Below are 23,239 nucleotides of genomic sequence, written 5' to 3'. Positions count from 1 at the left end.
CATGAGTCAAACCACTTTGTATCCGGTTGTGATGGCTGGTGGCTCTGGTAGCCGGTTGTGGCCGCTGTCCCGCGTGCTCTATCCAAAACAGTTCCTCTGCCTGAAAGGGGAGCTCACCATGCTGCAAACGACGGTTAACCGTCTGCACGGCGTGGAGTGTGAAAGCCCGGTGGTGATTTGTAACGAACAGCACCGCTTTATTGTTGCCGAGCAGCTGCGCCAGCTGAACAAACTCACAGAAAACATCATTCTGGAGCCTGCCGGTCGTAACACTGCCCCTGCGATCGCCCTGGCGGCGCTGGCGGCAAAACGCAGCAGCCCGAACTGTGACCCGCTGATGCTGGTGCTGGCGGCGGACCACGTTATCCAGCAGGAGGACGCGTTCCGCGACGCGGTTCGTGCGGCCATTCCTTATGCCGACAGCGGCAAGCTGGTGACCTTCGGCATCGTGCCGGATCTGCCGGAAACCGGCTATGGCTATATCCGCCGCGGCAGCGTGACGCCGGGTGAAGGCGACAGCGTGGCGTTTGACGTGGCGCAGTTTGTTGAAAAACCGAATCTGGAAACCGCGCAGGCGTACGTCGCCAGCGGGGAGTACTACTGGAACAGTGGGATGTTCCTGTTCCGTGCCGGACGCTATCTGGAAGAATTGCAGAAGTATCGCCCGGACATTCTCAGCGCCTGCGAGAAAGCGATGGCCACGGTTGATCCGGACCTCGATTTTATCCGCGTGAACGAAGAGGCATTCCTCGCCTGTCCGGAAGAGTCCATTGACTACGCGGTGATGGAACGCACGGCTGATGCCGTCGTGGTGCCGATGGATGCGGGCTGGAGCGACGTTGGCTCCTGGTCCTCCCTGTGGGAGATCAGCGCCCATACCCCGGAGGGTAACGTCCATCACGGTGATGTGATTAGCCACAAAACGGAAAACAGCTACGTCTATGCCGAGTCCGGCCTGGTTACCACGGTTGGCGTGAAAGACCTGGTGGTGGTTCAGACCAAAGACGCCGTGCTCATTGCCGACCGTAACGCCGTGCAGGACGTTAAAAAAGTGGTGGAAAAAATCAAGGCGGATGGTCGCCACGAGCACCACATTCACCGCGAAGTGTACCGTCCGTGGGGCAAATATGACTCCATTGACGCAGGCGAGCGTTACCAGGTGAAACGCATCACCGTGAAGCCGGGTGAGGGGCTTTCTGTACAGATGCATCACCACCGTGCCGAGCACTGGGTAGTGGTCGCGGGCACGGCGAAAGTCACCATCGACGGCGAAGTCAAGCTGCTGGGTGAAAACGAATCCATCTATATTCCGCTGGGGGCGACGCACTGTCTGGAGAACCCGGGGAAAATTCCTCTCGACTTAATTGAGGTGCGCTCCGGCTCGTATCTGGAAGAGGACGATATCGTGCGCTTCCAGGACCGCTACGGGCGGGTGTAGCACTCCGCAACATGCCCGGTGGCGCTGCGCTTGCCGGGCCTACGAATGACAAAAAAATCAATTTGGCCATTTAGTGGTCAGGGCCGACTGTTGCCTGAAAAAGGGGTCATCATGGAAAAATTAACCTGTTTTAAAGCCTACGATATTCGCGGCAAGCTGGGTGAAGAGCTGAACGAAGATATCGCGTGGCGCATCGGCCGCGCGTACGGCGAATATCTCAAGCCAAAAACCATCGTGCTGGGCGGCGACGTGCGCCTGACCAGCGAGTCCCTGAAGCTGGCGCTGGCGAAAGGGCTGCAGGACGCGGGCGTTGACGTGCTGGATATCGGCCTTTCCGGGACCGAAGAGATTTACTTTGCCACCTTCCACCTCGGCGTGGACGGCGGTATCGAAGTGACCGCCAGCCACAACCCGATGGACTACAACGGCATGAAGCTGGTGCGCAAGGGCGCTCGCCCTATCAGTGGCGACACCGGCCTGCGCGACGTGCAGCGCCTGGCGGAAGCCAACGATTTCCCGCCGGTTAACGACGCGAAGCGCGGCAGCTACAAGCAGATCAATTTGCAAAAAGAGTACATCGACCACCTGCTGGGCTACATCAACGTGGCGAACTTCAAGCCGCTGAAGCTGGTGATTAACTCCGGCAACGGCGCGGCCGGCCCGGTGGTGGACGCTCTCGAAGCCCGCTTTAAAGAACTGAACGTGCCGGTGACCTTCGTCAAAGTGCACAACACCCCGGACGGCAACTTCCCGAACGGTATTCCTAACCCGCTGCTGCCGGAGTGCCGCGACGATACCCGCAACGCGGTGATTGAGCACGGCGCGGATATGGGCATCGCCTTTGACGGCGACTTCGACCGCTGCTTCCTGTTCGACGAGAACGGGCAGTTCATTGAGGGCTACTACATTGTCGGCCTGCTGGCGGAAGCGTTCCTCGAGAAAAACCCGGGCGCGAAGATCATTCATGACCCGCGCCTTTCCTGGAACACCGTCGACGTGGTGTCCGCGGCAGGCGGCACGCCGGTAATGTCCAAAACCGGCCATGCCTTCATCAAAGAGCGCATGCGCGAAGAAGACGCCATCTACGGCGGCGAAATGAGCGCCCACCACTATTTCCGCGACTTTGCCTACTGCGACAGCGGGATGATCCCGTGGCTGCTGGTGACCGAACTGCTGTGCCTGAAGGGGAAAACGCTGAGCGAGCAGGTAGCGGACCGCATGGCGGCGTTCCCGGCGAGCGGGGAGATCAACAGCAAGCTGGCGCAGCCAGCCGAGGCCATTGCCCGCGTGGAGCAGCACTTTGCCATTCACGCGCTGGAAATTGACCGTACAGACGGTATCAGCATGGCGTTCCCGCAGTGGCGCTTTAACCTGCGCTCGTCCAACACCGAGCCGGTGGTGCGCCTGAACGTGGAATCCCGCGCTGACACCGCGCTGATGGAAGCCCGAACGAAGGACATTCTGGCGCTGTTGAATCAGTAATATTTGCCCCTCCCGGTGGGAGGGGGAACTGAATACAGGAACAACGATGACGAATCTAAAAAAACGCGAACGAGCGAGAACGAATGCATCGTTAATCTCTATGGTGCAGCGTTTTTCTGATATCACCATCATGGTCGGTGGATTGTGGGCGGTGTGTCGGATCAGCGGGCAATCGTTCTTATATATGCATCTGCTGATGGCGCTGATTGCGCTGGTCGTGTTTCAGATGATCGGCGGGATGACGGATTTCTATCGTTCGTGGCGCGGCGTCAAAATGACCACCGAACTGATGCTGCTGCTGCAGAACTGGACCCTGAGCCTGATCTTCAGCGCGGGCCTGGTGGCGTTCAGCCATGATTTTGACAATCGTCTGGTGACCTATCTCTGCTGGTATCTGCTGACCTGCGTCGGCATGGTGGTTTGCCGCTCTCTTATCCGCTTTGGCGCGGGCTGGCTGCGCAACCGGGGTTATAACCGTCGCTTCGTTGCCGTGGCAGGGGATTTGCCGGTCGGGCGGGTTCTGCTCGACAGCTTCCGCAAAGAGCCGTGGTTAGGTTTTGAAGTGGTGGGGATTTATCACGACGCGAAGCCTGGCGGCGTGCCTGCGGACTGGGCGGGCAATTACGAGCAGCTTATTGAAGACGCGAAAGCCGGCAAAATTCACAACGTCTACATCGCCATGCAGATGAAAGACGAATCCCGCATTAAGCAACTGATGCGCGAGCTGGCGGATACCACCTGTTCGGTGATCCTGATCCCGGACGTGTTTACGTTCAACATCCTTCACTCCCGCATTGAAGAGGTGAACGGTGTGCCGGTCGTACCGCTGTACGACACGCCGCTGTCAGGTATTAACCGCGTGCTGAAGCGTCTGGAAGATATCGTGCTCTCTTCGCTGATTTTACTGCTCATCTCCCCGGTGCTGTGCTGCATCGCCCTGGCGGTGAAGCTGAGCTCTCCCGGACCGGTTATCTTCCGTCAGACCCGCTACGGCATGGACGGTAAGCCGATTATGGTGTGGAAATTCCGCTCCATGAAGGTGATGGAAAACGACAAGGTGGTAACCCAGGCAACGCAGAACGATCCGCGCGTCACCCGCGTGGGGAACTTCCTGCGTCGTACCTCGCTGGACGAGCTGCCGCAGTTCATCAACGTGTTCACCGGCGGGATGTCGATTGTCGGACCTCGCCCGCACGCGGTCGCGCATAACGAGCAGTACCGTTCGCTGATTGAAGGCTACATGCTGCGCCATAAGGTGAAGCCAGGCATCACGGGCTGGGCGCAGATTAACGGCTGGCGCGGTGAAACCGACACGCTGGAAAAAATGGAAAAACGTATTGAGTTCGATCTGGAGTACATCCGTGAGTGGAGCGTCTGGTTCGATATCAAGATTGTTTTTCTGACTATCTTCAAAGGTTTCGTGAACAAAGCGGCGTATTAAGATGAGCTTACGTGAAAAAACCATCAGCGGCGCGAAGTGGTCAGCGATGGCGACTATCGTCATCATTGGCCTTGGCCTGGTGCAGATGACCGTCCTGGCGCGCATTATCGATAATCACCAGTTCGGTCTGCTGACCGTTTCGCTGGTGATTATCGCGCTGGCCGATACGCTGTCTGACTTTGGTATCGCCAACTCGATTATCCAGCGCAAAGAGATTAGCCACCTTGAACTGACCACGCTCTACTGGCTGAACGTGGGGCTGGGGATTTTCGTGTTTGTGCTGGTCTTCCTGCTGAGCGACACCATCGCCAGCGTGCTGCACAACCCGGATCTCGCGCCGCTGATGCGTACGCTGTCGTTTGCTTTCGTGGTGATCCCGCACGGGCAGCAGTTCCGCGCGCTGATGCAAAAAGAGCTCGAGTTCAACAAGATCGGCATGATCGAGACCAGCGCCGTGCTGGCGGGCTTTACCTTCACCGTGGTGAGCGCCCATTTCTGGCCGCTGGCGATGACGGCCATTCTGGGGTATCTGGTTAACTCTGCCGTACGCACGCTGCTGTTTGGCTATTTTGGCCGCAAAATCTACCGTCCGGGGCTGCATTTCTCGCTGGCTTCCGTCTCCTCCAACCTGCGCTTTGGCGCATGGCTGACGGCGGACAGTATCATCAACTATGTAAATACCAACCTCTCAACGCTGGTGCTGGCACGTATTCTGGGCGCGAGCGTGGCGGGGGGCTACAACCTGGCCTACAACGTTGCGGTCGTTCCCCCGATGAAGCTGAACCCGATTATTACCCGCGTGCTGTTCCCGGCGTTTGCCAAGATTCAGGACGACACCGAGAAGCTGCGCGTCAATTTTTACAAGCTGCTTTCGGTGGTGGGGATTATTAACTTCCCGGTGCTGCTGGGGCTGATGGTGGTTTCCAGCAACTTCGTGCCGCTGGTGTTTGGCGAAAAGTGGAACGGAATTATCCCGATCCTGCAGCTGCTTTGCGTGGTGGGGCTGCTGCGCTCCGTGGGGAATCCGATTGGTTCCCTGCTGATGGCGAAGGCGCGCGTGGATATCAGCTTTAAGTTCAACGTCTTTAAAACCTTCCTGTTTATTCCGGCAATTATCGTGGGTGGACACATGGCGGGTGCCATCGGCGTCACGCTGGCCTTCCTGCTGGTGCAGATTATCAACACCGTTCTGAGCTACTTCATCATGATCAAACCGGTGCTGGGTTCCAGCTACCGTCAGTACATCCTGAGCCTATGGCTGCCGTTTTATCTCTCCTTACCCACGCTTGCGGTCAGCTATGGCCTGGGCGTGGTGCTCAGCGGTCATCTGCCGCTGGCGGCGCTGCTGGCGGTTCAGGTCGCCGCGGGCGCGCTGGCCTTCGTCGTGATGATTGTGCTGTCGCGCAATGCGCTGGTGGTAGAGATGAAGCGCCAGTTTTGCCGTAACGAAAAAATGAAAACGCTGCTTCGCGCAGGCTAGTTATTTAAGAGGCCATTATGAAATTATTAATTCTTGGCAACCATACCTGCGGCAACCGTGGCGACAGCGCCATCCTGCGCGGTTTACTGGATGCGATTAACACCCTTAAGCCTGAGACCGAAGTGGACGTGATGAGCCGTTATCCGGTCAGTTCATCCTGGTTACTGAACCGTCCGGTGATGGGCGACCCGCTCTACAGCCAGATGAAACAGCATAACAACGCCGCGGGCGTGATGGGGCGCGTGAAGAAAGTGCTGCGCCGTCGCTACCAGCACCAGGTGCTGCTTTCCCGCGTGACCGACACCGGCAAGCTGCGCAACATCGCTATCGCGCAGGGCTTTACCGATTTCGTTCGTCTGCTGTCGGGCTATGACGCCATTATCCAGGTTGGCGGTTCGTTCTTCGTCGATCTCTACGGCGTGCCGCAGTTTGAGCATGCGCTTTGTACGTTCATGGCGAAAAAGCCGCTGTTTATGATTGGTCACAGCGTGGGGCCTTTCCAGGACCCGCAGTTTAACCAGCTGGCAAACTACGTGTTTGGTCACTGCGACGCGCTGATCCTGCGCGAGTCGGTTAGCCTCGACATGATGAAGCGCAGCGAGATCGACACGTCAAAAGTTGAGCACGGCGTGGACACGGCCTGGCTGGTGGATCACCAGGACGACAGCTTCCAGGCAAGCTACGCGGTGCAGCACTGGCTCGACGTAGCGGCGAAACAGAAAACCGTTGCGATTACCCTGCGCGAGCTGGCGCCCTTCGATAAGCGTTTAGGCACGACGCAGGCGGCGTATGAGAAAGCGTTCGCCGACGTGGTGAACCGCGTGCTGGACAGCGGTTATCAGGTCCTGGCGCTGTCCACCTGCACCGGGATCGACAGCTACAACAAAGATGACCGCATGGTGGCGCTGAACCTGCGCAATCTTGTCAACGACCCGTCCCGCTATCACGTGGTGATGGACGAACTGAACGACCTGGAGATGGGCAAGCTGCTCTCCGCCTGCGACCTGACCGTAGGCACCCGTCTGCACTCGGCGATTATCTCGATGAACTTCGGTACGCCGGCCATTGCCATCAACTATGAGCACAAATCCGCCGGGATTATGCAGCAGCTCGGCATGCCGGAAATGGCCGTGGATATCCGTCATCTGCTGGATGGTTCGCTCGGCGCGATGGTGGGGGACAGCCTGGGCCAGCTGCCGGCCATCAATGAACGCCTGGCCGCGGCGGTGAAAGCCGAGCGCGAAAAAGGGATCGGCATGGTGAAATCGGTACTGGATCGCGTACGGGAGGGGAAATGAAGGTTGATTTCTTCTTGCTGAAATTTCCGCTGTCGTCTGAAACGTTTGTCCTGAACCAAATCACCGCGTTTATCGATATGGGATATGACGTGGAGATTATCGCCCTGCAAAAGGGCGATACCCAAAACACCCATGCGGCGTATACCCAGTATGGGCTGGAGGCGAAAACCCGCTGGCTGCAGGATGAGCCTTCCGGGAAGGTGAGCAAGCTGCGCCACCGGGCCAGCCGGACCTTACGCGGGATCCATCGCGCGTCGACCTGGCGCGCGCTGAATGTGACCCGCTATGGCGCAGAGTCCCGCAATTTGATCCTGTCGGCCATCTGCGGGCAAACGGCGCAGCCGTATCGTGCGGACGTGTTTATCGCCCACTTTGGCCCGGCGGGCGTTACCGCCGCGAAGCTGCGCGAGCTGGGGGTGATTGACGGTAAAATCGCGACCATCTTCCACGGCATTGATATTTCCAGCCGTGAAGTGCTGAACCACTATACCCCGGAGTATCAGCAGCTTTTCCGACGCGGTGACGTGATGCTTCCCATTAGTGAACTGTGGGCCGGACGGCTTAAAAACATGGGCTGCCCGGGAGAGAAAATTGCCGTTTCGCGTATGGGGGTGGATCTTACCCGCTTCACTCGCCGCCCGGTGAAGGTGCCGGGCAAACCGCTGCAGATCATCTCCGTCGCGCGTCTGACCGAGAAGAAAGGGCTGCATGTGGCCATTGAAGCCTGCCGCCAGCTGAAGGCGCGCGGGGTGGATTTCCACTATCGCATTCTCGGCATTGGGCCGTGGGAGCGTCGTCTGCGCACGCTTATCGAGCAGTATCAGCTGGAAGATGTTGTCGAGATGCCGGGCTTCAAGCCGAGCCACGAGGTCAAGGCCATGCTTGATGAAGCGGATGTGTTCCTGCTGCCTTCCGTCACGGGCACCGATGGCGATATGGAAGGCATTCCGGTGGCGCTGATGGAGGCGATGGCCGTGGGGATTCCAGTGGTATCGACCCTGCACAGCGGGATCCCGGAGCTTATCCAGTCTGACTATTCCGGCTGGCTGGTGCCGGAAAATAACGCCATGGCCCTGGCCGATCGATTAGCGGCATTCAGCGACATCGACCAGCAGGCGCTGGAGCCCGTGCTCCACAATGCCCGACAAAAAGTAGAAACCGATTTTAACCAGCAGGTGATTAATCGCCGGTTAGCGAGCCTGCTGCAAACGTTGTAACGCCGAGGTTGTATGCTGAAAAAGATTACCCGACGCACCTTCGTCTCTTCTCTGTCCGTTCTGGCCGCCGCGCCGCTGCTGTCGCCCCGCCTTGCGCGGGCGGCAGCCGGAAGAACGGTTTCTGTGAATCAGTACAATAACAACGACTGGATTGCCGCCTTTAAGCAGGCGTTTAAAGATGGGGACACGGTTGTTGTCCCTGCGGGGCTCACCTGCGAAAACATCAATACGGGCATTTTCATTCCCGACGGGAAAACGCTGCTGATCCGCGGGGCGTTAACCGGCAACGGACGCGGCCGCTTCGTCCTTCAGGAGGGCAGTAAGGTCATTGGCGAGGGCGCGGGACGCACGGAAAATATTACCCTGGACGTTCGCGGCTCTGACTGTGCGATCAAAGGACTCGCGATGAGCGGGTTTGGTCCGGTGACGCAGATCTACATCGGCGGGAAGAAGCCCAGCGTGATGCGCAATCTTGTCATTGATAACATCAGCGTGAGCCAGGCCAACTATGCCATCCTGCGCCAGGGTTTCCATAACCAGGTGGACGGCGCCCGCATCACCAACAGCAAGTTTAGCCACCTGCAGGGCGATGCCATCGAGTGGAACGTCGCCATCAATGACCGCAATATCCTGATTTCCGACCATGTGATCGACAACATTAACTGCACGAACGGCAAGATCAACTGGGGCATTGGCATTGGCCTCGCCGGAAGCACCTACGATAATGACTATCCGGAAAAGCAAACTGTTAAGAACTTCGTGGTGGCCAACATCACCGGCAGCAACTGCCGTCAGCTCGTGCACGTTGAAAACGGCAAGCATTTTGTTATCCGTAATATAAAGGCCAAAAATATTACGCCCGACTTCAGTAAAAAGGCGGGAATAGACAACGCCACGGTAGCAATTTATGGCTGTGATAATTTCATTATCGATAATGTCGACATGGTAAATAGTGCCGGAATGCTCATCGGCTACGGCGTGATTAAAGGCGATTATTTGTCCATTCCGCAAAACTTTAAGCTCAACAATATTCACCTCGATAATCGCCAGCTGGCGTATAAGCTGCGCGGAATACAAATTTCATCCGGCAACGCCACGTCATTTGTTGCGATTACTAACCTCGAGATGCAGCGCGCTACCCTGGAACTGCACAATAAGCCTCAGCATCTTTTCTTAAGAAATATCAATGTGATGCAGGAAGCTGCCGTGGGGCCTGCCCTGAAGATCAATTTCGACCTGCGCAAGGACGTGCGGGGCAAATTTATGGCTAAAGAGGAGACGCTACTGTCGCTGGCGAACATAAAAGCCGTCAATGAGAAGGGGCAAAGCTCGGTGGATATCGACCGGGTTGATCAGCAGGTGGTGAATACCGAGCGGCTGAATTTTGCGCTTCCGCACAGATAATCGACAATTGTCGATTTTGGGACTATTCCTGGCACAAAAGCGTGATCTAATCAGATTACAACTACAGAAATTAGTGTAGCCAGGGCGTAACATTACCTAATAATCACGGCAAATCATGCTGGCGAAAACGGGTTTAAGAGCTATAATTCGTCAACCATTTTAAGGTGGAAGATATAATGATTAATTTGAAAGCAGTCATTCCGGTAGCAGGCTTGGGCATGCATATGCTGCCAGCCACTAAAGCCATTCCTAAAGAGATGCTGCCGATCGTCGACAAGCCGATGATTCAGTACATTGTCGACGAGATTGTTGCTGCAGGGATCAAAGAAATCGTCCTGGTTACGCACTCGTCTAAGAATGCGGTAGAAAACCACTTCGACACCTCTTACGAACTCGAGGCGCTGCTTGAGCAGCGCGTCAAACGCCAGCTGCTGGCGGAAGTACAGTCTATTTGTCCGCCGGGCGTGACCATCATGAACGTGCGCCAGGCGCAGCCGCTGGGGCTGGGTCACTCCATTCTGTGCGCCCGTCCGGTTGTAGGTGATAACCCGTTCATCGTTGTGCTGCCGGACATCATCATTGATACCGCGTCTGCCGATCCGCTGCGTTACAACCTGGCGGCAATGGTGGCACGTTTCAATGAAACGGGCCGTAGCCAGGTACTGGCGAAACGCATGAAAGGGGATCTCTCCGAGTACTCCGTTATTCAGACGAAAGAGCCGCTGGAGACGGAAGGGCAGGTGAGCCGCATCGTTGAGTTCATCGAAAAGCCGGATCAGCCGCAGACGCTGGATTCCGACCTGATGGCGGTTGGCCGCTATGTTCTGAACGCAGATATCTGGGCCGAGCTGGAAAAAACCGCGCCAGGTGCCTGGGACCGTATCCAGTTGACCGACGCCATTGCCGAGCTGGCGAAAAAGCAGTCCGTTGATGCGATGCTAATGACAGGTGATAGCTATGACTGCGGTAAGAAAATGGGGTATATGCAGGCGTTTGTGAACTATGGGCTGCGCAACCTGAAGGAAGGGGCGAAGTTCAGAAGTCGGATTGAGAAGTTGCTGGCTGACAACTGACCCCCTCAGAACAAACCTTAACTATTCGAATGACAACTGATATTCTGTAAGTGTATATTGCTTAAGAATATTTGTTGTCATTTGTTACGTATAGCGACTGCATTCTATATCGAATTTCTGTGCGATAGAAAGCATCTTTTCACTTGTATCTGTTGCGCCTTAGGATCACAATCGAACCTTGTTTCGGATAGAGTCGGTTTCATGCGTTATAACATTTGCCCGGAAGCAGTTCAGTGCACTGGTAGCTGTAAAGCCAGGGGCGGTAGCATGGTTTTTATCCATATCACCTTCTGATTTGGCCCGGGTATATTTATATAATGGTGCTAAATGAAAAAAAAATTGATAATTATTGGGGCAGGGGGCTTTGCTAAAGCAGTAATAGATAGCCTGGATCATAATCAATTCTCGGTAGAAGGCTTTTTGGATAGCATAAAAACGGGATCCCATCAAGGATATCCGATATTGGGACATTCATTGAAAGATATCCCCGAGGTTAGAGAATATAAGTATTTTATTGCAATCGGGGATCCAGATGACAGGGCATTATGGTTCCAAAAAATTAAGGATGCTGAGCTTGAAACAATAAATGTGATCGATAAAACATCTATCGTATCGTCACGCTCCACCCTTGGAACCTGTATTTATATCGGTAAAATGGCGATTGTAAATTGCGATTCCTATCTGGAAGATGGTGTTGTAATAAATACACGAGCCTTGGTTGAACATGGCAATCATATTTCCTACTGCTCAAATATTTCCACAAATGTCGTTCTCAATGGCGATGTTCGTGTTGGTGAAAAAACCTTTATCGGTAGTTGTACCGTTGTCAATGGGCAATTAACTATCGGAAACTCAACTATTGTTGGCTCAGGTTCGGTTGTTATTCGAGATATACCCAATAATGTGGTTGTCGCTGGGTCCCCAACTAGACTAATAAAAGAAAGGAACAAAAATGGCTAATATTTATATTGTCGCTGAAATCGGTTGTAATCACAATGGTGATTTTAAATTAGCCAAGCAAATGGTTGATGAGGCAAAGAAAGCGGGTGTAGATGCTGTAAAATTCCAAACATTCAAAGCAGACCAGCTTATTTCGAAATATGCACCGAAAGCTGAATATCAAATAAAAGTTACCGGGAGCGAGGAATCTCAGTTAGATATGACGAGAAAGCTGGAACTTCCCTATGATGAGTTTATAAAGCTTGAAGAATATGCAAAATCATTAGGTTTGGATGTTTTTTCTACTCCTTTCGATTTTGATTCTATTGATTTCCTCGCATCTAGACACCAAAAAGTTTGGAAGATTCCATCTGGAGAGTTACTTAATTTACCTTATCTTGAAAAAATTGCGCGACTGCCAATCGAAAATAAAAAAATAGTAATTTCTACAGGTATGGCAACGACTGAAGAAATTAAGATGGCACTTAAAATACTTAGCGACAATGGTATTTCGTCTTCAAGTATTACAATACTCCATTGCAATACGGAATATCCAACACCTTTCGAAGATGTCAACCTAAACACTATCGCAGGATTTAAAAATATTTTCAGTGAATATAATGTTGGATTCTCTGATCATTCTCCTGGATATTTTGCTGGTATAGCATCTGTGCCATATGGCATCACTTTCATTGAAAAACACTTTACCCTTAATAAAGATTTCGAAGGCCCGGATCATAAGGCATCAGTTACTCCAGATGAATTGAAATTATTATGTGAAGGAATTCGAGCGGTTGAGCAATCTTTAGGAAGCTTTGAGAAATTAGTCACTCCATCAGAAAGAAAAAATAAGATAGTAGCAAGAAAATCTATTGTAGCAAACCGAAAAATAAAAAAAGATGAAGTGTTTACAATTGAAAATATTACAACAAAGCGTCCTGGAAATGGAATCAGTCCTATGCACTGGTATGACTTATTGGGCCAGAAAGCACAAACCGATTTTGAAGAAGATCAGTTGATTGTCCATTCGGGTTTTAAAGAACAAGAGGTATAATTTGGAATGCTTAAGAAGATAGCAATCATACCTGCGCGCTCTGGGTCCAAAGGATTAGCAAATAAAAATGTTTTAATGCTAATAGACCGCCCATTAATTGCTTATACTATTGAAGCGGCAAAAAAATCTGAATTATTCGAACATGTCATTGTTTCGACTGATTCTCATGAATATAAAGCCATCGCCGAATATTATGGAGCAGAAGTTGTGATGCGCGGTGAAGAATTATCTTCAGATGCTGCTACCTCTTTTATGGTTGTTGAAGACGTTCTTAATAAATATGAAAATTTTGATTACTTCGTATTATTACAACCAACTTCACCTTTCCGTACAGCCGAACATATCTGTGAGGCTGTGAATTTGTTTGAGAAAGCAACCCATGCTAAATTTCTGTCTTCGGTTGTAGAAAGTAGTAAAAGCATTGATTTGATTAAGCCGATTTCTGAATCTTTGAGTATGGCTAGTTTTGATTTGGATTACAGTAATTATAGGCGTCAAAATTACAAACAGTATACGCCTAATGGGGCTATATTTATCGGTTATAATGATGATTATATCCGTCAGAAGCACTTTTTCGGAGCAGAAAGTATCGCATATATTATGTCGAAGGAAGATTCTGTCGATATAGATGACAGGCTGGATTTTGATATTGCAATTATGTTGATGAATAAAAGGCTAAAAAATGAGCTCTTACTGAGTTCTGTAAATAGACGTATACAAGAAAAGAAAGATGCTTTCAAGTATTGCAAACCAGTGACATTAATTGGTCATTCAATTTTTGATTTTTGGAATGTTGAACTTTTAGGTGATAAAAAAGTTAACAATTTTGGTATCGCTGGAATAACGTCAGAGCAATATTTCAATCTTATATTAAAAAATGGATTAATCGATAGTATTGGTGATAATGTATTTATTATGGCAGGCACTAACGATATTGTAATCGATGGATGGAGTCCTGATTATACTGTCCGCTGGGTTAACAAAATTATTGATTATTTATTGTGCTTAAATCAAAAGGCCAAAATATTTGTTCTTAGTGTCCCACCAGTCATTGGCAGAATAGAACGAAATAACAATACTATAGAAATTTTGAACCAGGTTCTTAAAGCTGATATTGAAAACAAAAGAAATATTAAATGGCTTCAGTTAAGCAAGGATTTTTACGATGCTTATGGTAATCTAAATATAGAATTTACAAATGACGGATTACATTTTAGCAACTACGCTTATAAATGCCTTGAAAAATTAATTTTGAGTTATTTGGAATGAAAAAGAAAATTCTGTATGTCACTGGCTCACGAGCCGAATACGGTATCATGAAGCGCCTTCTTCTAGCTCTCAGAGATGACGAAGATATAGAGTTATCAATAGTCGCTACTGGTATGCATTGCGATGAAAAATATGGCTTAACCTATAAAAATATTGAAAGTGATGGCTTGATTGTTAACAAGCTAATCAATATCAACATCAATAATTCAACCAATGCTGACGTTATTAACTCAATGTCAGTCTGTCAAAAAGCATTTGGCTTATATTTTCAGAATAACAAATATGATGCCGTAATGATTCTTGGTGACCGTTATGAGATTTTCTCTGTCGCGATAGCTGCTGCTATGCATAATCTACCAATCATTCATCTTCATGGTGGAGAAAAAACATTAGGTAATTATGATGAGTTTATACGGCATGCTATAACTAAAATGTCTCGGCTTCATTTTGCCTCGACTGAGGAATACAGAAAAAGAATAATACAGATGGGAGAGCATCCTGAAAGTGTAGTTAACATTGGCGCACTTGGGGCAGAAAATGCACTTTCAATGGAATTGCCTTCAAAAAATAAACTTGAAGATAATTTCGGCTCCTTAAAAAGTCCTTATTTTGTGGTGGTTTTCCATCCAGAAACATTAAGTTCCGTTTCACCGGGATATCAGGTTACTGAGCTTCTTAATGCATTGCAAAAATTTAACGATCGCTATGAATATATATTTATAGGGTCAAATTCAGATACTGGTTCAGAGGAGATAATGACAAAAATTATCAATTTTTGTCATTCGACAAACTCTAGGATTTTTACGTCGGTTAAACCTGAAGAGTATCTTGCGCTAAACAAATATTCACAAGGCCTTATTGGTAACTCTTCTTCCGGGTTGATTGAAATCCCGTCATTACATATTCCAACTATAAATATCGGTGATCGCCAGAGGGGGAGAGTGCGCGGAGTGAGTGTCATCGATTGCTTGTGCAATACGAACGCTATCGTACAGGCGATCAATACCAGTCAAGAATGTGAATTTCGTGAAAAAATTAAAACCTCTGAAAACCCCTATTATAAAAATGATGTACTGAAAGCAGCATTGACAGCGATAAAAACTTTTCTGGAAGAGAATATTACAGAATACAAGGATTTTTATGATCTCTAACTTGAGTATAAACATTGGTCTCTTAAAATGAATTTGGTCAGGAATTCAACAATATATTTATCTTCAAATATATTAAATGCATTGGTACCTTTTCTTTTGCTACCAATTTTGACACATAATCTCAATCCTGGAGACTATGGTCAGATTGCTATGTTTCAGACTCTTGTTAGTGGACTCGCTGCTTTAACAGGGCTCAATACGATAGGTGCTGCAAATCGCCGCTATTATGATGACCAGACTCAAAATGAACTTAGTACATACAATGGAGCATGTATACACATACTTCTGTTGAGCTCGATTATACTTATTTTAGCTGCGACATTATTTAGCACGCAATTAAGTGAGTTGCTTAATATACCATCTTATTGGATTTACTTGGCAATAATTGTTTCTGCTGGAACCTTTATCATTCAGTTACGATTAGCGCAGTGGCAAATTCGTGAGCGAGCCTGGAATTACGGTTTTTTGCAAGTATCACAAAGTGTCTTTATTTTTGTATTAACATTAATTTTTCTTTTCGTAGTTAAGCAAGGTGCAGTTAGTCGCATCAACGCTTTGCTCTTAGGCACTATAGTCTATGTACTGTTCTCATTATTTACGCTTTTTAAAGAACGCTTATTAAATATTAAGACCATAAATACAGATTATATTAAAGATGCACTAAAGTTTGGCATACCTCTCGTCCCTCATATTGTTGGGATTTTCTTTTTAAGTGCGATAGACCGTATACTGATAAGCGGAAAGCTCGGTATAGAGGAAGCTGGGGTTTATATGCTAGGGGTTCAATTAAGTCTTGGAATGGTTGTAGTATTCGATGCCATTAACAAGGCTTTGATTCCGTGGCTCTTCAGAACCCTATCTGTGAATGATGTAGTCAAACTAAAAAAATTGGTAAGATTTTCATATTGCTATTTTGTCGTTTTATCTTTCCTTGGTGCTTTATCTTTTTGGATTGGCCCGCTTGTCGTAAATCTATTCGCAGGCCCTCAGTACCAACAAGCAACAAGCGTAATAGGTTGGCTCTGTCTAGGTCAGGCGTTTAATGGAATGTATTTGATGGTTACAAATTATCTGTTTTATGCAAAAAAGACCGGGCGTTTATCAATCATTACTATAAGCTCTGGGGTGTTTAATATTGTACTTTTACTCATAATGATGAAAATCAATGGAATAATTGGTGTGGCGATGGCTTTTTCGATATCAATGTTTATAAGGTTTATTGCTACATGGGCTCTTGTTTGGCAGTTAAATCTTGTATCGTGGAACATCCTTAAAAAAGCATAATGCAGCACTTCCACTTTATGAGGTATATCCTTTTAAAGTTATTTGTAACACACCATAATAGAGTAACACTGTTTATACTATATTTAAGGATTTACCTGGTGAATATAAGCGTATTCTTGTTTTACAGAATTATTTTGCTGTCTTTGACAGGTATTCTTGCCCTAATAAATGCTTTTGGACAAGATGTAAATATAGCCGGGGTCGTTGTTTTATTAACGTATCTATTCGTAGTATTCTATTATCGTCCTATTGAATTTGCTAACAACTTGATTTTTTTTATTATTCTTGTTGCTATGCTAATTGGCGGCGCTTTGATTGAAAGTGGCACTTATCTTTTTGAAATAAACGCATATAGCTATTGGAATGGAACATTCATAGTAAATTTATTTTTTTCCCTTATTTTTATCGAGTTTTTGTTAGTAAATCTGGCACCAACTCGTTCCAAATCTGTTCTAAAAATCAATCGTTTCAATATCGAAGTGATAATTATTGTTTTTATAGTTATATTATATGCGACTTTTTTGCATACCGGTGTACCATTATTTAATGGCACTCACCGAACTGTGTATTTTAGTACAATAGTGCCAGGGTATGTCAATTTGATAAAAGGGAGATTGAGTTTCGTGTGCCTTGCGCTTGGCATGTACTATTTTAATACCAGATACAAACGTTATCTCATTTACTTTGCGCTTATTGTTATTTATCATATCTTATGTTCGATCAAAGGTGGTGAGTTATTAATTATATTATACTGTTTTTATTTGCCAATCACCCTTCATTATGCAACAAGATATGGAGAAGCAGAGAAACAAAAACTTTATAAAAAAATACGAACGACTCTTTTGTTTTTCATTGTGGGTATTTTTTCAGTAATATTTATTAACTATCAGACAGTCGAAAACTATGATAGTGGTACATCTGCAATCGAGAAAATTCAAAAGCGTATCGAAGCTGCAGGACAGGTTTGGTGGGTAATTAATGATGATAGTCAGGTTCCGGAAAAAATTCGGTGGGATAAGTTTGCGCAAAACTTTTCTGCAGGTAATAATAAGTTCGATCAGGGAATGAATGAGCTTATGAATGTTGTGGTTCCGCCTAAAACGTTAGATGAATGGCGCTCAACAGAAGACCGCGGAAGAAGTCTTGCAAATGGATTTCCTGCCATAGGATATTATTATTTTGGTTATATAGGTGTAACACTCTTCTTAATTATATTTGGCTTTATTATTATAGTCATTAAAAAAGATATCCTTGCATCATTTGAAAGTGGTGATGTACTTTCATTTCTTTTTTTAGGACCTATCCTTGAGTTGATAATTCGAGTTGTAGCCCAGGGAGATATTAATCTTTTCTTTGAGGCTAGAACCTATGCAATATTTATTGCCTATATGGCTTACAGCCTTATGAAAAAAGCAGTAGTTGGGGTTAATAGATAATGAGAGTAAATTATTTCTTTTTATGGAATTATAATAAATTTCCATTTGTATACTCAATGATGAGAGGAGATGAGAAGAATATAATCATAATTAATACTCAAGATTGTAATGAACTCTATGCCAGTTTACTTGCTCTGAAGAAGTTAGATAAGATTTTTGATGTGATTCTTTTCAAGAACAATGTCACTGAATATATTTTTAATATTCTGGAAAGAATATCTATTTATCCGTTTAGAAAAAAGAACCATATCATCAATTTTTACCTTGATGGTTTTGTTGGCTATTATCCTTTGGTATTAGCTAATATAGGTCAACCGGATAAAGTTTTCTTTTACGAGGAAGGCGAAAGTACATATTGCGAAGATGTTCTTTTTGAAAAGAAAACAAAACCACAATTAAAAAGCATCATTAATACGTTCATAAAAAAGATACTCTTTGTTCAGCAAAACTCTATTAATGACATCTCAGGGTTTTATGTCAGAGATAAAAAACGTCTTGAAAGAATATTATCAACCAAAAAAGATTTGTTATGTAAGTTCCCTGTTCAAGAAATAGATGATATTCAAGCCATCAAAAACTTTTCTGAGAATGATAAGGGAGTTATTAAAGCTGTTTTCTTTAATGATTTTGACTGCGACTTCACACCTTATAACTCTAAAAAAGCAATTGTTTTAACGCAGCCAACTTATCTTTATGGCATGCATTCGAAAGAAGAGTTAGCCGACCTTTTTAATCGAGAAATAATAAAGCTCAAAGAAAATAATTATGATGTTTTTTTGAAATTACACCCTAGAGAAAAAGAAGATATTTATATTAAAGATAATGTTCGACGCATTAATGGGAAATTCCCATTCGAGTTATTGGCGATTTATAATATTCAGTTTGATGTAGGGTTAACATACAATTCAACAGCGATTAATTCCAGTTTAATTAAAAATAAAATATTGCTTAGTCAATTGTAGTTTTTGATTATAAGTTTAAATTTCAAATAATATACCATGAGGTCTAGTGTGATTCCAAAAAAAATTCATTATTGTTGGTTCGGACGTGGGCAAATGCCAGAGTTGGCTTTAAATTGCATCAAGTCATGGAAAGAAAAACTCCCTGATTATGAGATTGTGGAATGGAATGAAGACTCGTTTGATATTAATAGCAATCAGTATGTCAAAGAAGCCTATGAATCGAGAAAATTTGCATTCGTTACAGATTATGTGCGGCTGTATGCGCTCTATCATCAGGGTGGTATCTACATGGATACTGATGTCGAAGTGGTTAAATCATTAGATTCTTTCTTAGTGCACGATGCTTTTACCGGTTGTGAAGATGACTTGATGTGTGTGACGGGCACAATGGCTTCAATAAAAGGCCATAAATGGATAGGTGATCTTTTATCCGGGTATGATACTAGGACATTTATTTTACCGGATGGTAGCTTTGACAAAACACCGAATACAGGGGTAATAACTGACTTAACAATCCGCGACTTTGGCTGGAAACCTAAAAACGAACTCCAGTATCTCAACGAAGGGTTAGTTATTTATCCATTTGATGTGTTTTGTGCTAAACAATGGCGTACGGGTGAAATCGTTGTAACTGATAATACGCACACAATTCATCACTTTTCCGCTTCATGGTATTCGAAATCTGATAAATTAAAACACAGAATTGCTGTTTTTCTGGGGCCTAAAATTAGTGGGCATATAAAAGTTTTACTTAAAAAATTAAAGGGAAAATAATGAAAAAAGTAATGGTTGTATTTGGCACTAGACCAGAAGCAATTAAAATGTGTCCATTGGTTAAAGAATTAAAAACAAGAAATAAGATTGCAACTATTGTATGTGTAACTGGACAACACAGGCAAATGCTTGATCAAGTTTTAACTGCTTTTAAAATAGTCCCCGATTATGATCTTTCTATAATGAAGGATCAGCAGACTCTGTTTGATGTTACAGCTAACATCCTTGATAAAATGAAGTCTGTTTTAGCTGAGGTTAAACCTGACATCGTGTTGGTTCATGGTGACACAACCACTACCTTCGCAACTGCACTCGCTTGTTTCTATCTTCAAATCCCCGTTGGACATGTTGAAGCTGGGCTGAGAACTTATAATATTGACTCTCCATTCCCGGAAGAATTTAACAGACAGGCCGTCGGGATTGTAGCAAAATATCATTTCGCACCGACCAAAACTTCACGGGAAAACTTATTGCAGGAAGGGAAAAACCCTTCTTCAATTCATGTGACAGGTAATACAGCCATTGATGCATTAAAAACGACTGTTAAAGATAGCTATACACATGAATATCTGACATGGGCTGCAGATAGTCGGCTTATTATGATTACAGCACATCGCAGAGAGAATTTGGGTGAGCCAATGCGTAACATGTTTCGCGCAATAAAACGTATTATTGACGAAACATCAGATATCAAAGCTATTTATCCTATTCATTTGAATCCCGTTGTTAGAGAAGCTGCACAAGAAATCCTTGGTGACTGTGACCGTGTGAGAATAATCGAACCACTCGAAGTTTTTGACTTTCATAACTTCCTCGCACGATCGTTCATTATCTTAACTGACAGTGGCGGTATTCAGGAGGAAGCGCCAAGCCTGGGTAAACCTGTTCTTGTTATGCGCAATACTACTGAGCGTCCTGAGGGAATTCATGCAGGTACGCTGAAACTGGTAGGTACTAATGAGGATGTTATCTACAATACATTTAGAGAATTACTTGATGATAAAAATGAATATAATAATATGAGTAAAGCGAGTAATCCATATGGTGATGGATTTGCGAGTAAAAGGATTGCTGATATTTTAGAAATGGATGTTTAGTTTTTTTTGCTTTTTAATTGCATGCACTGATATGTATTAGCTACTTATCTGTCATGGCTATTTCCCGGATGTGTCATAATATGAAATTCACAGTGCTACTTTCTTTATATCATAAAGAAAAACCAGAATATCTTTATCAGTGTTTACAAAGCATCAATAATAATACACTTAAACCTGACCAGGTTGTTATGGTATACGATGGTCCGATTGGTGAAGAGCTTTCAGCAGTTGTGAATAACTTTACTCCGCTAATTAATATAAATGTTGTGGAATTACCGGAAAATGTGGGGTTGGGCAAAGCACTTAATCATGGAATGAACTTTTGTCAGTATAACTTGGTTTTACGAATGGATACTGACGATGTTTGCCTTCCGGATCGTTTTGAACATCAAGTTTCTCTTATGGCACAATATCCGAACGTTGCTTTATCAGGTGGCGCAATTAATGAGTTCAATGAAGATATGACTTCTTCGCAAGGGATCCGTTTCTCAGTCTGCAGTCATGAGCAAATAAAAGAATATTCCAAAAAAAGAAGTCCCTTCAATCATATGACCGTTGCCTTTAAAAAGGATGTCATTCAAAGCGTAGGTGGATATCAACATCATTTTTTAATGGAAGACTATAATTTATGGCTAAGAGTAATTGCAGCAGGGCATGAAACTCTTAACATAAATAAAGTGCTTGTAAATGTACGAGCTGGTCAAAACATGATTAGTCGTAGAAGGGGGCTGGCCTACGTTAAAAGCGAGATGCGCCTTGCAAAATTAAAATATGAATTAAATATTGATAATGTCTTTAATGTTTTTATTTGTTCTGTTATGAGGATAGTCCCTCGATTATTACCGACCCCATTATTAAGTCTTGTATATAAAGCGCTCAGAAAATAATCATTTTGTCACCTGCCTATATTTTCCATTGTGTGCGTTTTTCATGTCTTAACCACTGGTTAAAATGAAATTCATAGATTAACATCAGGCATACATTTCAAGCCGCGCATAAGTCGCGGTGACCACACCTGACAGGAGTATGTAATGTCCAAGCAACAGATCGGCGTTGTCGGTATGGCAGTGATGGGGCGCAACCTGGCGCTCAACATCGAAAGCCGTGGTTATACCGTCTCCGTTTTCAACCGCTCCCGTGAAAAAACTGAAGAAGTGATTGCCGAAAACCCAGGCAAGAAACTGGTTCCTTTCTATACGGTTAAAGAGTTTGTTGAGTCCCTGGAAACGCCTCGTCGTATCCTGTTAATGGTGAAAGCGGGTGCAGGTACCGATGCTGCCATCGACTCCCTGAAACCTTATCTGGACAAAGGCGACATCATCATTGATGGTGGTAACACCTACTTCCAGGACACCATCCGTCGTAACCGTGAACTGTCTGCCGAAGGCTTCAACTTCATCGGTACCGGTGTATCCGGTGGTGAGGAAGGCGCTCTGAAGGGCCCATCCATTATGCCTGGCGGTCAGAAAGAAGCGTACGAACTGGTCGCACCTATCCTGACCAAAATTGCTGCCGTCGCTGAAGACGGTGAGCCATGCGTAACCTACATCGGTGCTGATGGTGCTGGCCACTATGTGAAGATGGTTCACAACGGCATCGAATACGGCGACATGCAGCTGATCGCAGAAGCCTATTCGCTGCTGAAAGGCGGCCTCAACCTCTCCAACGAAGAACTTGCTGAGACCTTTAGCGAGTGGAACAAAGGCGAGCTGAACAGCTACCTGATCGACATCACCAAAGATATCTTCACCAAGAAAGATGAAGACGGCAAATACCTGGTTGATGTGATTCTGGATGAAGCCGCAAACAAGGGTACCGGTAAATGGACCAGCCAGAGCTCTCTGGATCTGGGCGAGCCGCTGTCTCTGATTACTGAATCCGTATTCGCTCGCTACATCTCTTCTCTGAAAGAGCAGCGCGTTGCGGCATCCAAAGTGCTGTCTGGCCCGCAGGCCAAACCAGCAGGCGATAAAGCTGAGTTCGTTGAGAAAGTACGCCGTGCCCTGTACCTGGGTAAAATCGTTTCTTACGCACAGGGCTTCTCTCAGCTGCGTGCTGCTTCAGACGAAAATAACTGGGATCTGAACTACGGTGAAATCGCGAAGATTTTCCGTGCGGGCTGCATCATTCGCGCCCAGTTCCTGCAGAAAATCACCGATGCCTACGCTGAAAATGCGGGCATTGCGAACCTGCTGCTGGCTCCGTACTTCAAGAAAATCGCGGATGAATACCAGCAGGCGCTGCGTGACGTTGTTGCTTACGCTGTGCAGAACGGTATTCCAGTCCCAACCTTCTCTGCTGCAGTGGCGTACTACGACAGCTACCGTGCTGCCGTACTGCCTGCCAACCTGATTCAGGCGCAGCGCGACTACTTCGGTGCGCACACCTATAAACGCACTGATAAAGAAGGTGTGTTCCACACCGAATGGCTCGATTAATC

Annotated in this window: 19 protein-coding genes; all 19 read left to right on the top strand. The window is 46.4% G+C overall.

Going from position 1 to position 23,239, the window contains the following annotated elements:
* Position 1: 1 nt before the first annotated feature.
* Positions 2 to 1,438 (top strand): mannose-1-phosphate guanyltransferase, encoded by a 1,437-nt coding sequence (gene cpsB / locus ACWHWP_RS15245; protein WP_047346489.1) that lies wholly within the window; start codon positions 2 to 4, stop codon positions 1,436 to 1,438.
* A 111-nt stretch (positions 1,439 to 1,549) separates the two neighbouring features.
* Positions 1,550 to 2,920 (top strand): colanic acid biosynthesis phosphomannomutase CpsG, encoded by a 1,371-nt coding sequence (gene cpsG / locus ACWHWP_RS15240; RefSeq protein ID WP_063430499.1) that lies wholly within the window; start codon positions 1,550 to 1,552, stop codon positions 2,918 to 2,920.
* Between the two features lie 46 nt (positions 2,921 to 2,966).
* A complete protein-coding gene (gene wcaJ / locus ACWHWP_RS15235; protein WP_047346487.1) occupies positions 2,967 to 4,361 on the top strand; it encodes an undecaprenyl-phosphate glucose phosphotransferase in 1,395 nt (464 codons plus the stop codon).
* A gap of 1 nt (position 4,362) precedes the next feature.
* Positions 4,363 to 5,841, top strand: coding sequence for a colanic acid undecaprenyl disphosphate flippase WzxC (gene wzxC / locus ACWHWP_RS15230; RefSeq protein WP_447855944.1), 1,479 nt, complete (start codon positions 4,363 to 4,365; stop codon positions 5,839 to 5,841).
* 17 nt (positions 5,842 to 5,858) lie between these two features.
* The gene (wcaK, locus tag ACWHWP_RS15225) at positions 5,859 to 7,139 is read left to right on the top strand and encodes a colanic acid biosynthesis pyruvyl transferase WcaK (RefSeq protein ID WP_447855943.1); all 1,281 of its coding nucleotides are present in this window, start codon (positions 5,859 to 5,861) and stop codon (positions 7,137 to 7,139) included.
* Complete coding sequence (wcaL, locus tag ACWHWP_RS15220; protein WP_447855942.1) at positions 7,136 to 8,356, top strand: colanic acid biosynthesis glycosyltransferase WcaL; 1,221 nt, start codon at positions 7,136 to 7,138, stop codon at positions 8,354 to 8,356. The genes wcaK and wcaL overlap by 4 nt, the downstream gene beginning before the upstream one ends.
* Before the next feature lie 12 nt (positions 8,357 to 8,368).
* Entirely contained in the window at positions 8,369 to 9,760 is a 1,392-nt protein-coding gene (wcaM, locus tag ACWHWP_RS15215; RefSeq protein WP_447855941.1) for a colanic acid biosynthesis protein WcaM, read from the top strand.
* A gap of 176 nt (positions 9,761 to 9,936) precedes the next feature.
* Positions 9,937 to 10,833, top strand: coding sequence for a GalU regulator GalF (gene galF, locus ACWHWP_RS15210; protein WP_063431930.1), 897 nt, complete (start codon positions 9,937 to 9,939; stop codon positions 10,831 to 10,833).
* 327 nt (positions 10,834 to 11,160) lie between these two features.
* Positions 11,161 to 11,793, top strand: coding sequence for an acetyltransferase (locus ACWHWP_RS15205; RefSeq protein ID WP_447855940.1), 633 nt, complete (start codon positions 11,161 to 11,163; stop codon positions 11,791 to 11,793).
* Positions 11,786 to 12,826, top strand: a complete 1,041-nt coding sequence (gene neuB / locus ACWHWP_RS15200) for an N-acetylneuraminate synthase (protein WP_447855939.1) — start codon at positions 11,786 to 11,788, stop codon at positions 12,824 to 12,826. Before ACWHWP_RS15205 ends, neuB begins: the two co-directional genes overlap by 8 nt.
* Positions 12,827 to 12,832: 6 nt before the next feature.
* Complete coding sequence (locus tag ACWHWP_RS15195; RefSeq protein WP_447855938.1) at positions 12,833 to 14,095, top strand: cytidylyltransferase domain-containing protein; 1,263 nt, start codon at positions 12,833 to 12,835, stop codon at positions 14,093 to 14,095.
* On the top strand, positions 14,092 to 15,246 hold the full coding sequence (neuC, locus tag ACWHWP_RS15190; protein ID WP_447855937.1) for a UDP-N-acetylglucosamine 2-epimerase: 1,155 nt from the start codon (positions 14,092 to 14,094) through the stop codon (positions 15,244 to 15,246). Before ACWHWP_RS15195 ends, neuC begins: the two co-directional genes overlap by 4 nt.
* A 27-nt stretch (positions 15,247 to 15,273) precedes the next feature.
* Positions 15,274 to 16,530 (top strand): lipopolysaccharide biosynthesis protein, encoded by a 1,257-nt coding sequence (locus ACWHWP_RS15185; protein ID WP_447855936.1) that lies wholly within the window; start codon positions 15,274 to 15,276, stop codon positions 16,528 to 16,530.
* Positions 16,531 to 16,628: 98 nt separating this feature from the next.
* Positions 16,629 to 17,966, top strand: a complete 1,338-nt coding sequence (locus tag ACWHWP_RS15180; RefSeq protein ID WP_447855935.1) for a DUF6418 domain-containing protein — start codon at positions 16,629 to 16,631, stop codon at positions 17,964 to 17,966.
* On the top strand, positions 17,966 to 18,928 hold the full coding sequence (locus tag ACWHWP_RS15175; RefSeq protein ID WP_447855934.1) for a polysialyltransferase family glycosyltransferase: 963 nt from the start codon (positions 17,966 to 17,968) through the stop codon (positions 18,926 to 18,928). Before ACWHWP_RS15180 ends, ACWHWP_RS15175 begins: the two co-directional genes overlap by 1 nt.
* A gap of 48 nt (positions 18,929 to 18,976) precedes the next feature.
* Entirely contained in the window at positions 18,977 to 19,702 is a 726-nt protein-coding gene (locus ACWHWP_RS15170; RefSeq protein ID WP_447855933.1) for a glycosyltransferase family 32 protein, read from the top strand.
* Positions 19,702 to 20,799 carry a non-hydrolyzing UDP-N-acetylglucosamine 2-epimerase gene (gene wecB / locus ACWHWP_RS15165; RefSeq protein ID WP_447855932.1) on the top strand — a complete coding sequence of 366 codons (1,098 nt, stop codon included), beginning with the start codon at positions 19,702 to 19,704 and terminating at the stop codon, positions 20,797 to 20,799. The genes ACWHWP_RS15170 and wecB overlap by 1 nt, the downstream gene beginning before the upstream one ends.
* 80 nt (positions 20,800 to 20,879) lie before the next feature.
* On the top strand, positions 20,880 to 21,686 hold the full coding sequence (locus tag ACWHWP_RS15160) for a glycosyltransferase (protein WP_447855931.1): 807 nt from the start codon (positions 20,880 to 20,882) through the stop codon (positions 21,684 to 21,686).
* A gap of 144 nt (positions 21,687 to 21,830) precedes the next feature.
* Positions 21,831 to 23,237 (top strand): NADP-dependent phosphogluconate dehydrogenase, encoded by a 1,407-nt coding sequence (gene gndA / locus ACWHWP_RS15155; RefSeq protein WP_447855930.1) that lies wholly within the window; start codon positions 21,831 to 21,833, stop codon positions 23,235 to 23,237.
* Positions 23,238 to 23,239 lie beyond the last annotated feature (2 nt).

This window comes from Enterobacter sp. WI-ESBL-E8, from assembly GCF_053364895.1.
This window is presented reverse-complemented; position numbering and strand designations above follow the sequence as displayed.

What these genes read in the sequence shown, in the direction of transcription:
- cpsB (WP_047346489.1), top strand. Translation starts at nt 2, where the DNA reads ATGAGTCAAACCACTTTGTATCCGGTTGTGATGGCTGGTGGCTCTGGT.
- cpsG (WP_063430499.1), top strand. Translation starts at nt 1,550, where the DNA reads ATGGAAAAATTAACCTGTTTTAAAGCCTACGATATTCGCGGCAAGCTG.
- wcaJ (WP_047346487.1), top strand. Translation starts at nt 2,967, where the DNA reads ATGACGAATCTAAAAAAACGCGAACGAGCGAGAACGAATGCATCGTTA.
- wzxC (WP_447855944.1), top strand. Translation starts at nt 4,363, where the DNA reads ATGAGCTTACGTGAAAAAACCATCAGCGGCGCGAAGTGGTCAGCGATG.
- wcaK (WP_447855943.1), top strand. Translation starts at nt 5,859, where the DNA reads ATGAAATTATTAATTCTTGGCAACCATACCTGCGGCAACCGTGGCGAC.
- wcaL (WP_447855942.1), top strand. Translation starts at nt 7,136, where the DNA reads ATGAAGGTTGATTTCTTCTTGCTGAAATTTCCGCTGTCGTCTGAAACG.
- wcaM (WP_447855941.1), top strand. Translation starts at nt 8,369, where the DNA reads ATGCTGAAAAAGATTACCCGACGCACCTTCGTCTCTTCTCTGTCCGTT.
- galF (WP_063431930.1), top strand. Translation starts at nt 9,937, where the DNA reads ATGATTAATTTGAAAGCAGTCATTCCGGTAGCAGGCTTGGGCATGCAT.
- ACWHWP_RS15205 (WP_447855940.1), top strand. Translation starts at nt 11,161, where the DNA reads ATGAAAAAAAAATTGATAATTATTGGGGCAGGGGGCTTTGCTAAAGCA.
- neuB (WP_447855939.1), top strand. Translation starts at nt 11,786, where the DNA reads ATGGCTAATATTTATATTGTCGCTGAAATCGGTTGTAATCACAATGGT.
- ACWHWP_RS15195 (WP_447855938.1), top strand. Translation starts at nt 12,833, where the DNA reads ATGCTTAAGAAGATAGCAATCATACCTGCGCGCTCTGGGTCCAAAGGA.
- neuC (WP_447855937.1), top strand. Translation starts at nt 14,092, where the DNA reads ATGAAAAAGAAAATTCTGTATGTCACTGGCTCACGAGCCGAATACGGT.
- ACWHWP_RS15185 (WP_447855936.1), top strand. Translation starts at nt 15,274, where the DNA reads ATGAATTTGGTCAGGAATTCAACAATATATTTATCTTCAAATATATTA.
- ACWHWP_RS15175 (WP_447855934.1), top strand. Translation starts at nt 17,966, where the DNA reads ATGAGAGTAAATTATTTCTTTTTATGGAATTATAATAAATTTCCATTT.
- wecB (WP_447855932.1), top strand. Translation starts at nt 19,702, where the DNA reads ATGAAAAAAGTAATGGTTGTATTTGGCACTAGACCAGAAGCAATTAAA.
- ACWHWP_RS15160 (WP_447855931.1), top strand. Translation starts at nt 20,880, where the DNA reads ATGAAATTCACAGTGCTACTTTCTTTATATCATAAAGAAAAACCAGAA.
- gndA (WP_447855930.1), top strand. Translation starts at nt 21,831, where the DNA reads ATGTCCAAGCAACAGATCGGCGTTGTCGGTATGGCAGTGATGGGGCGC.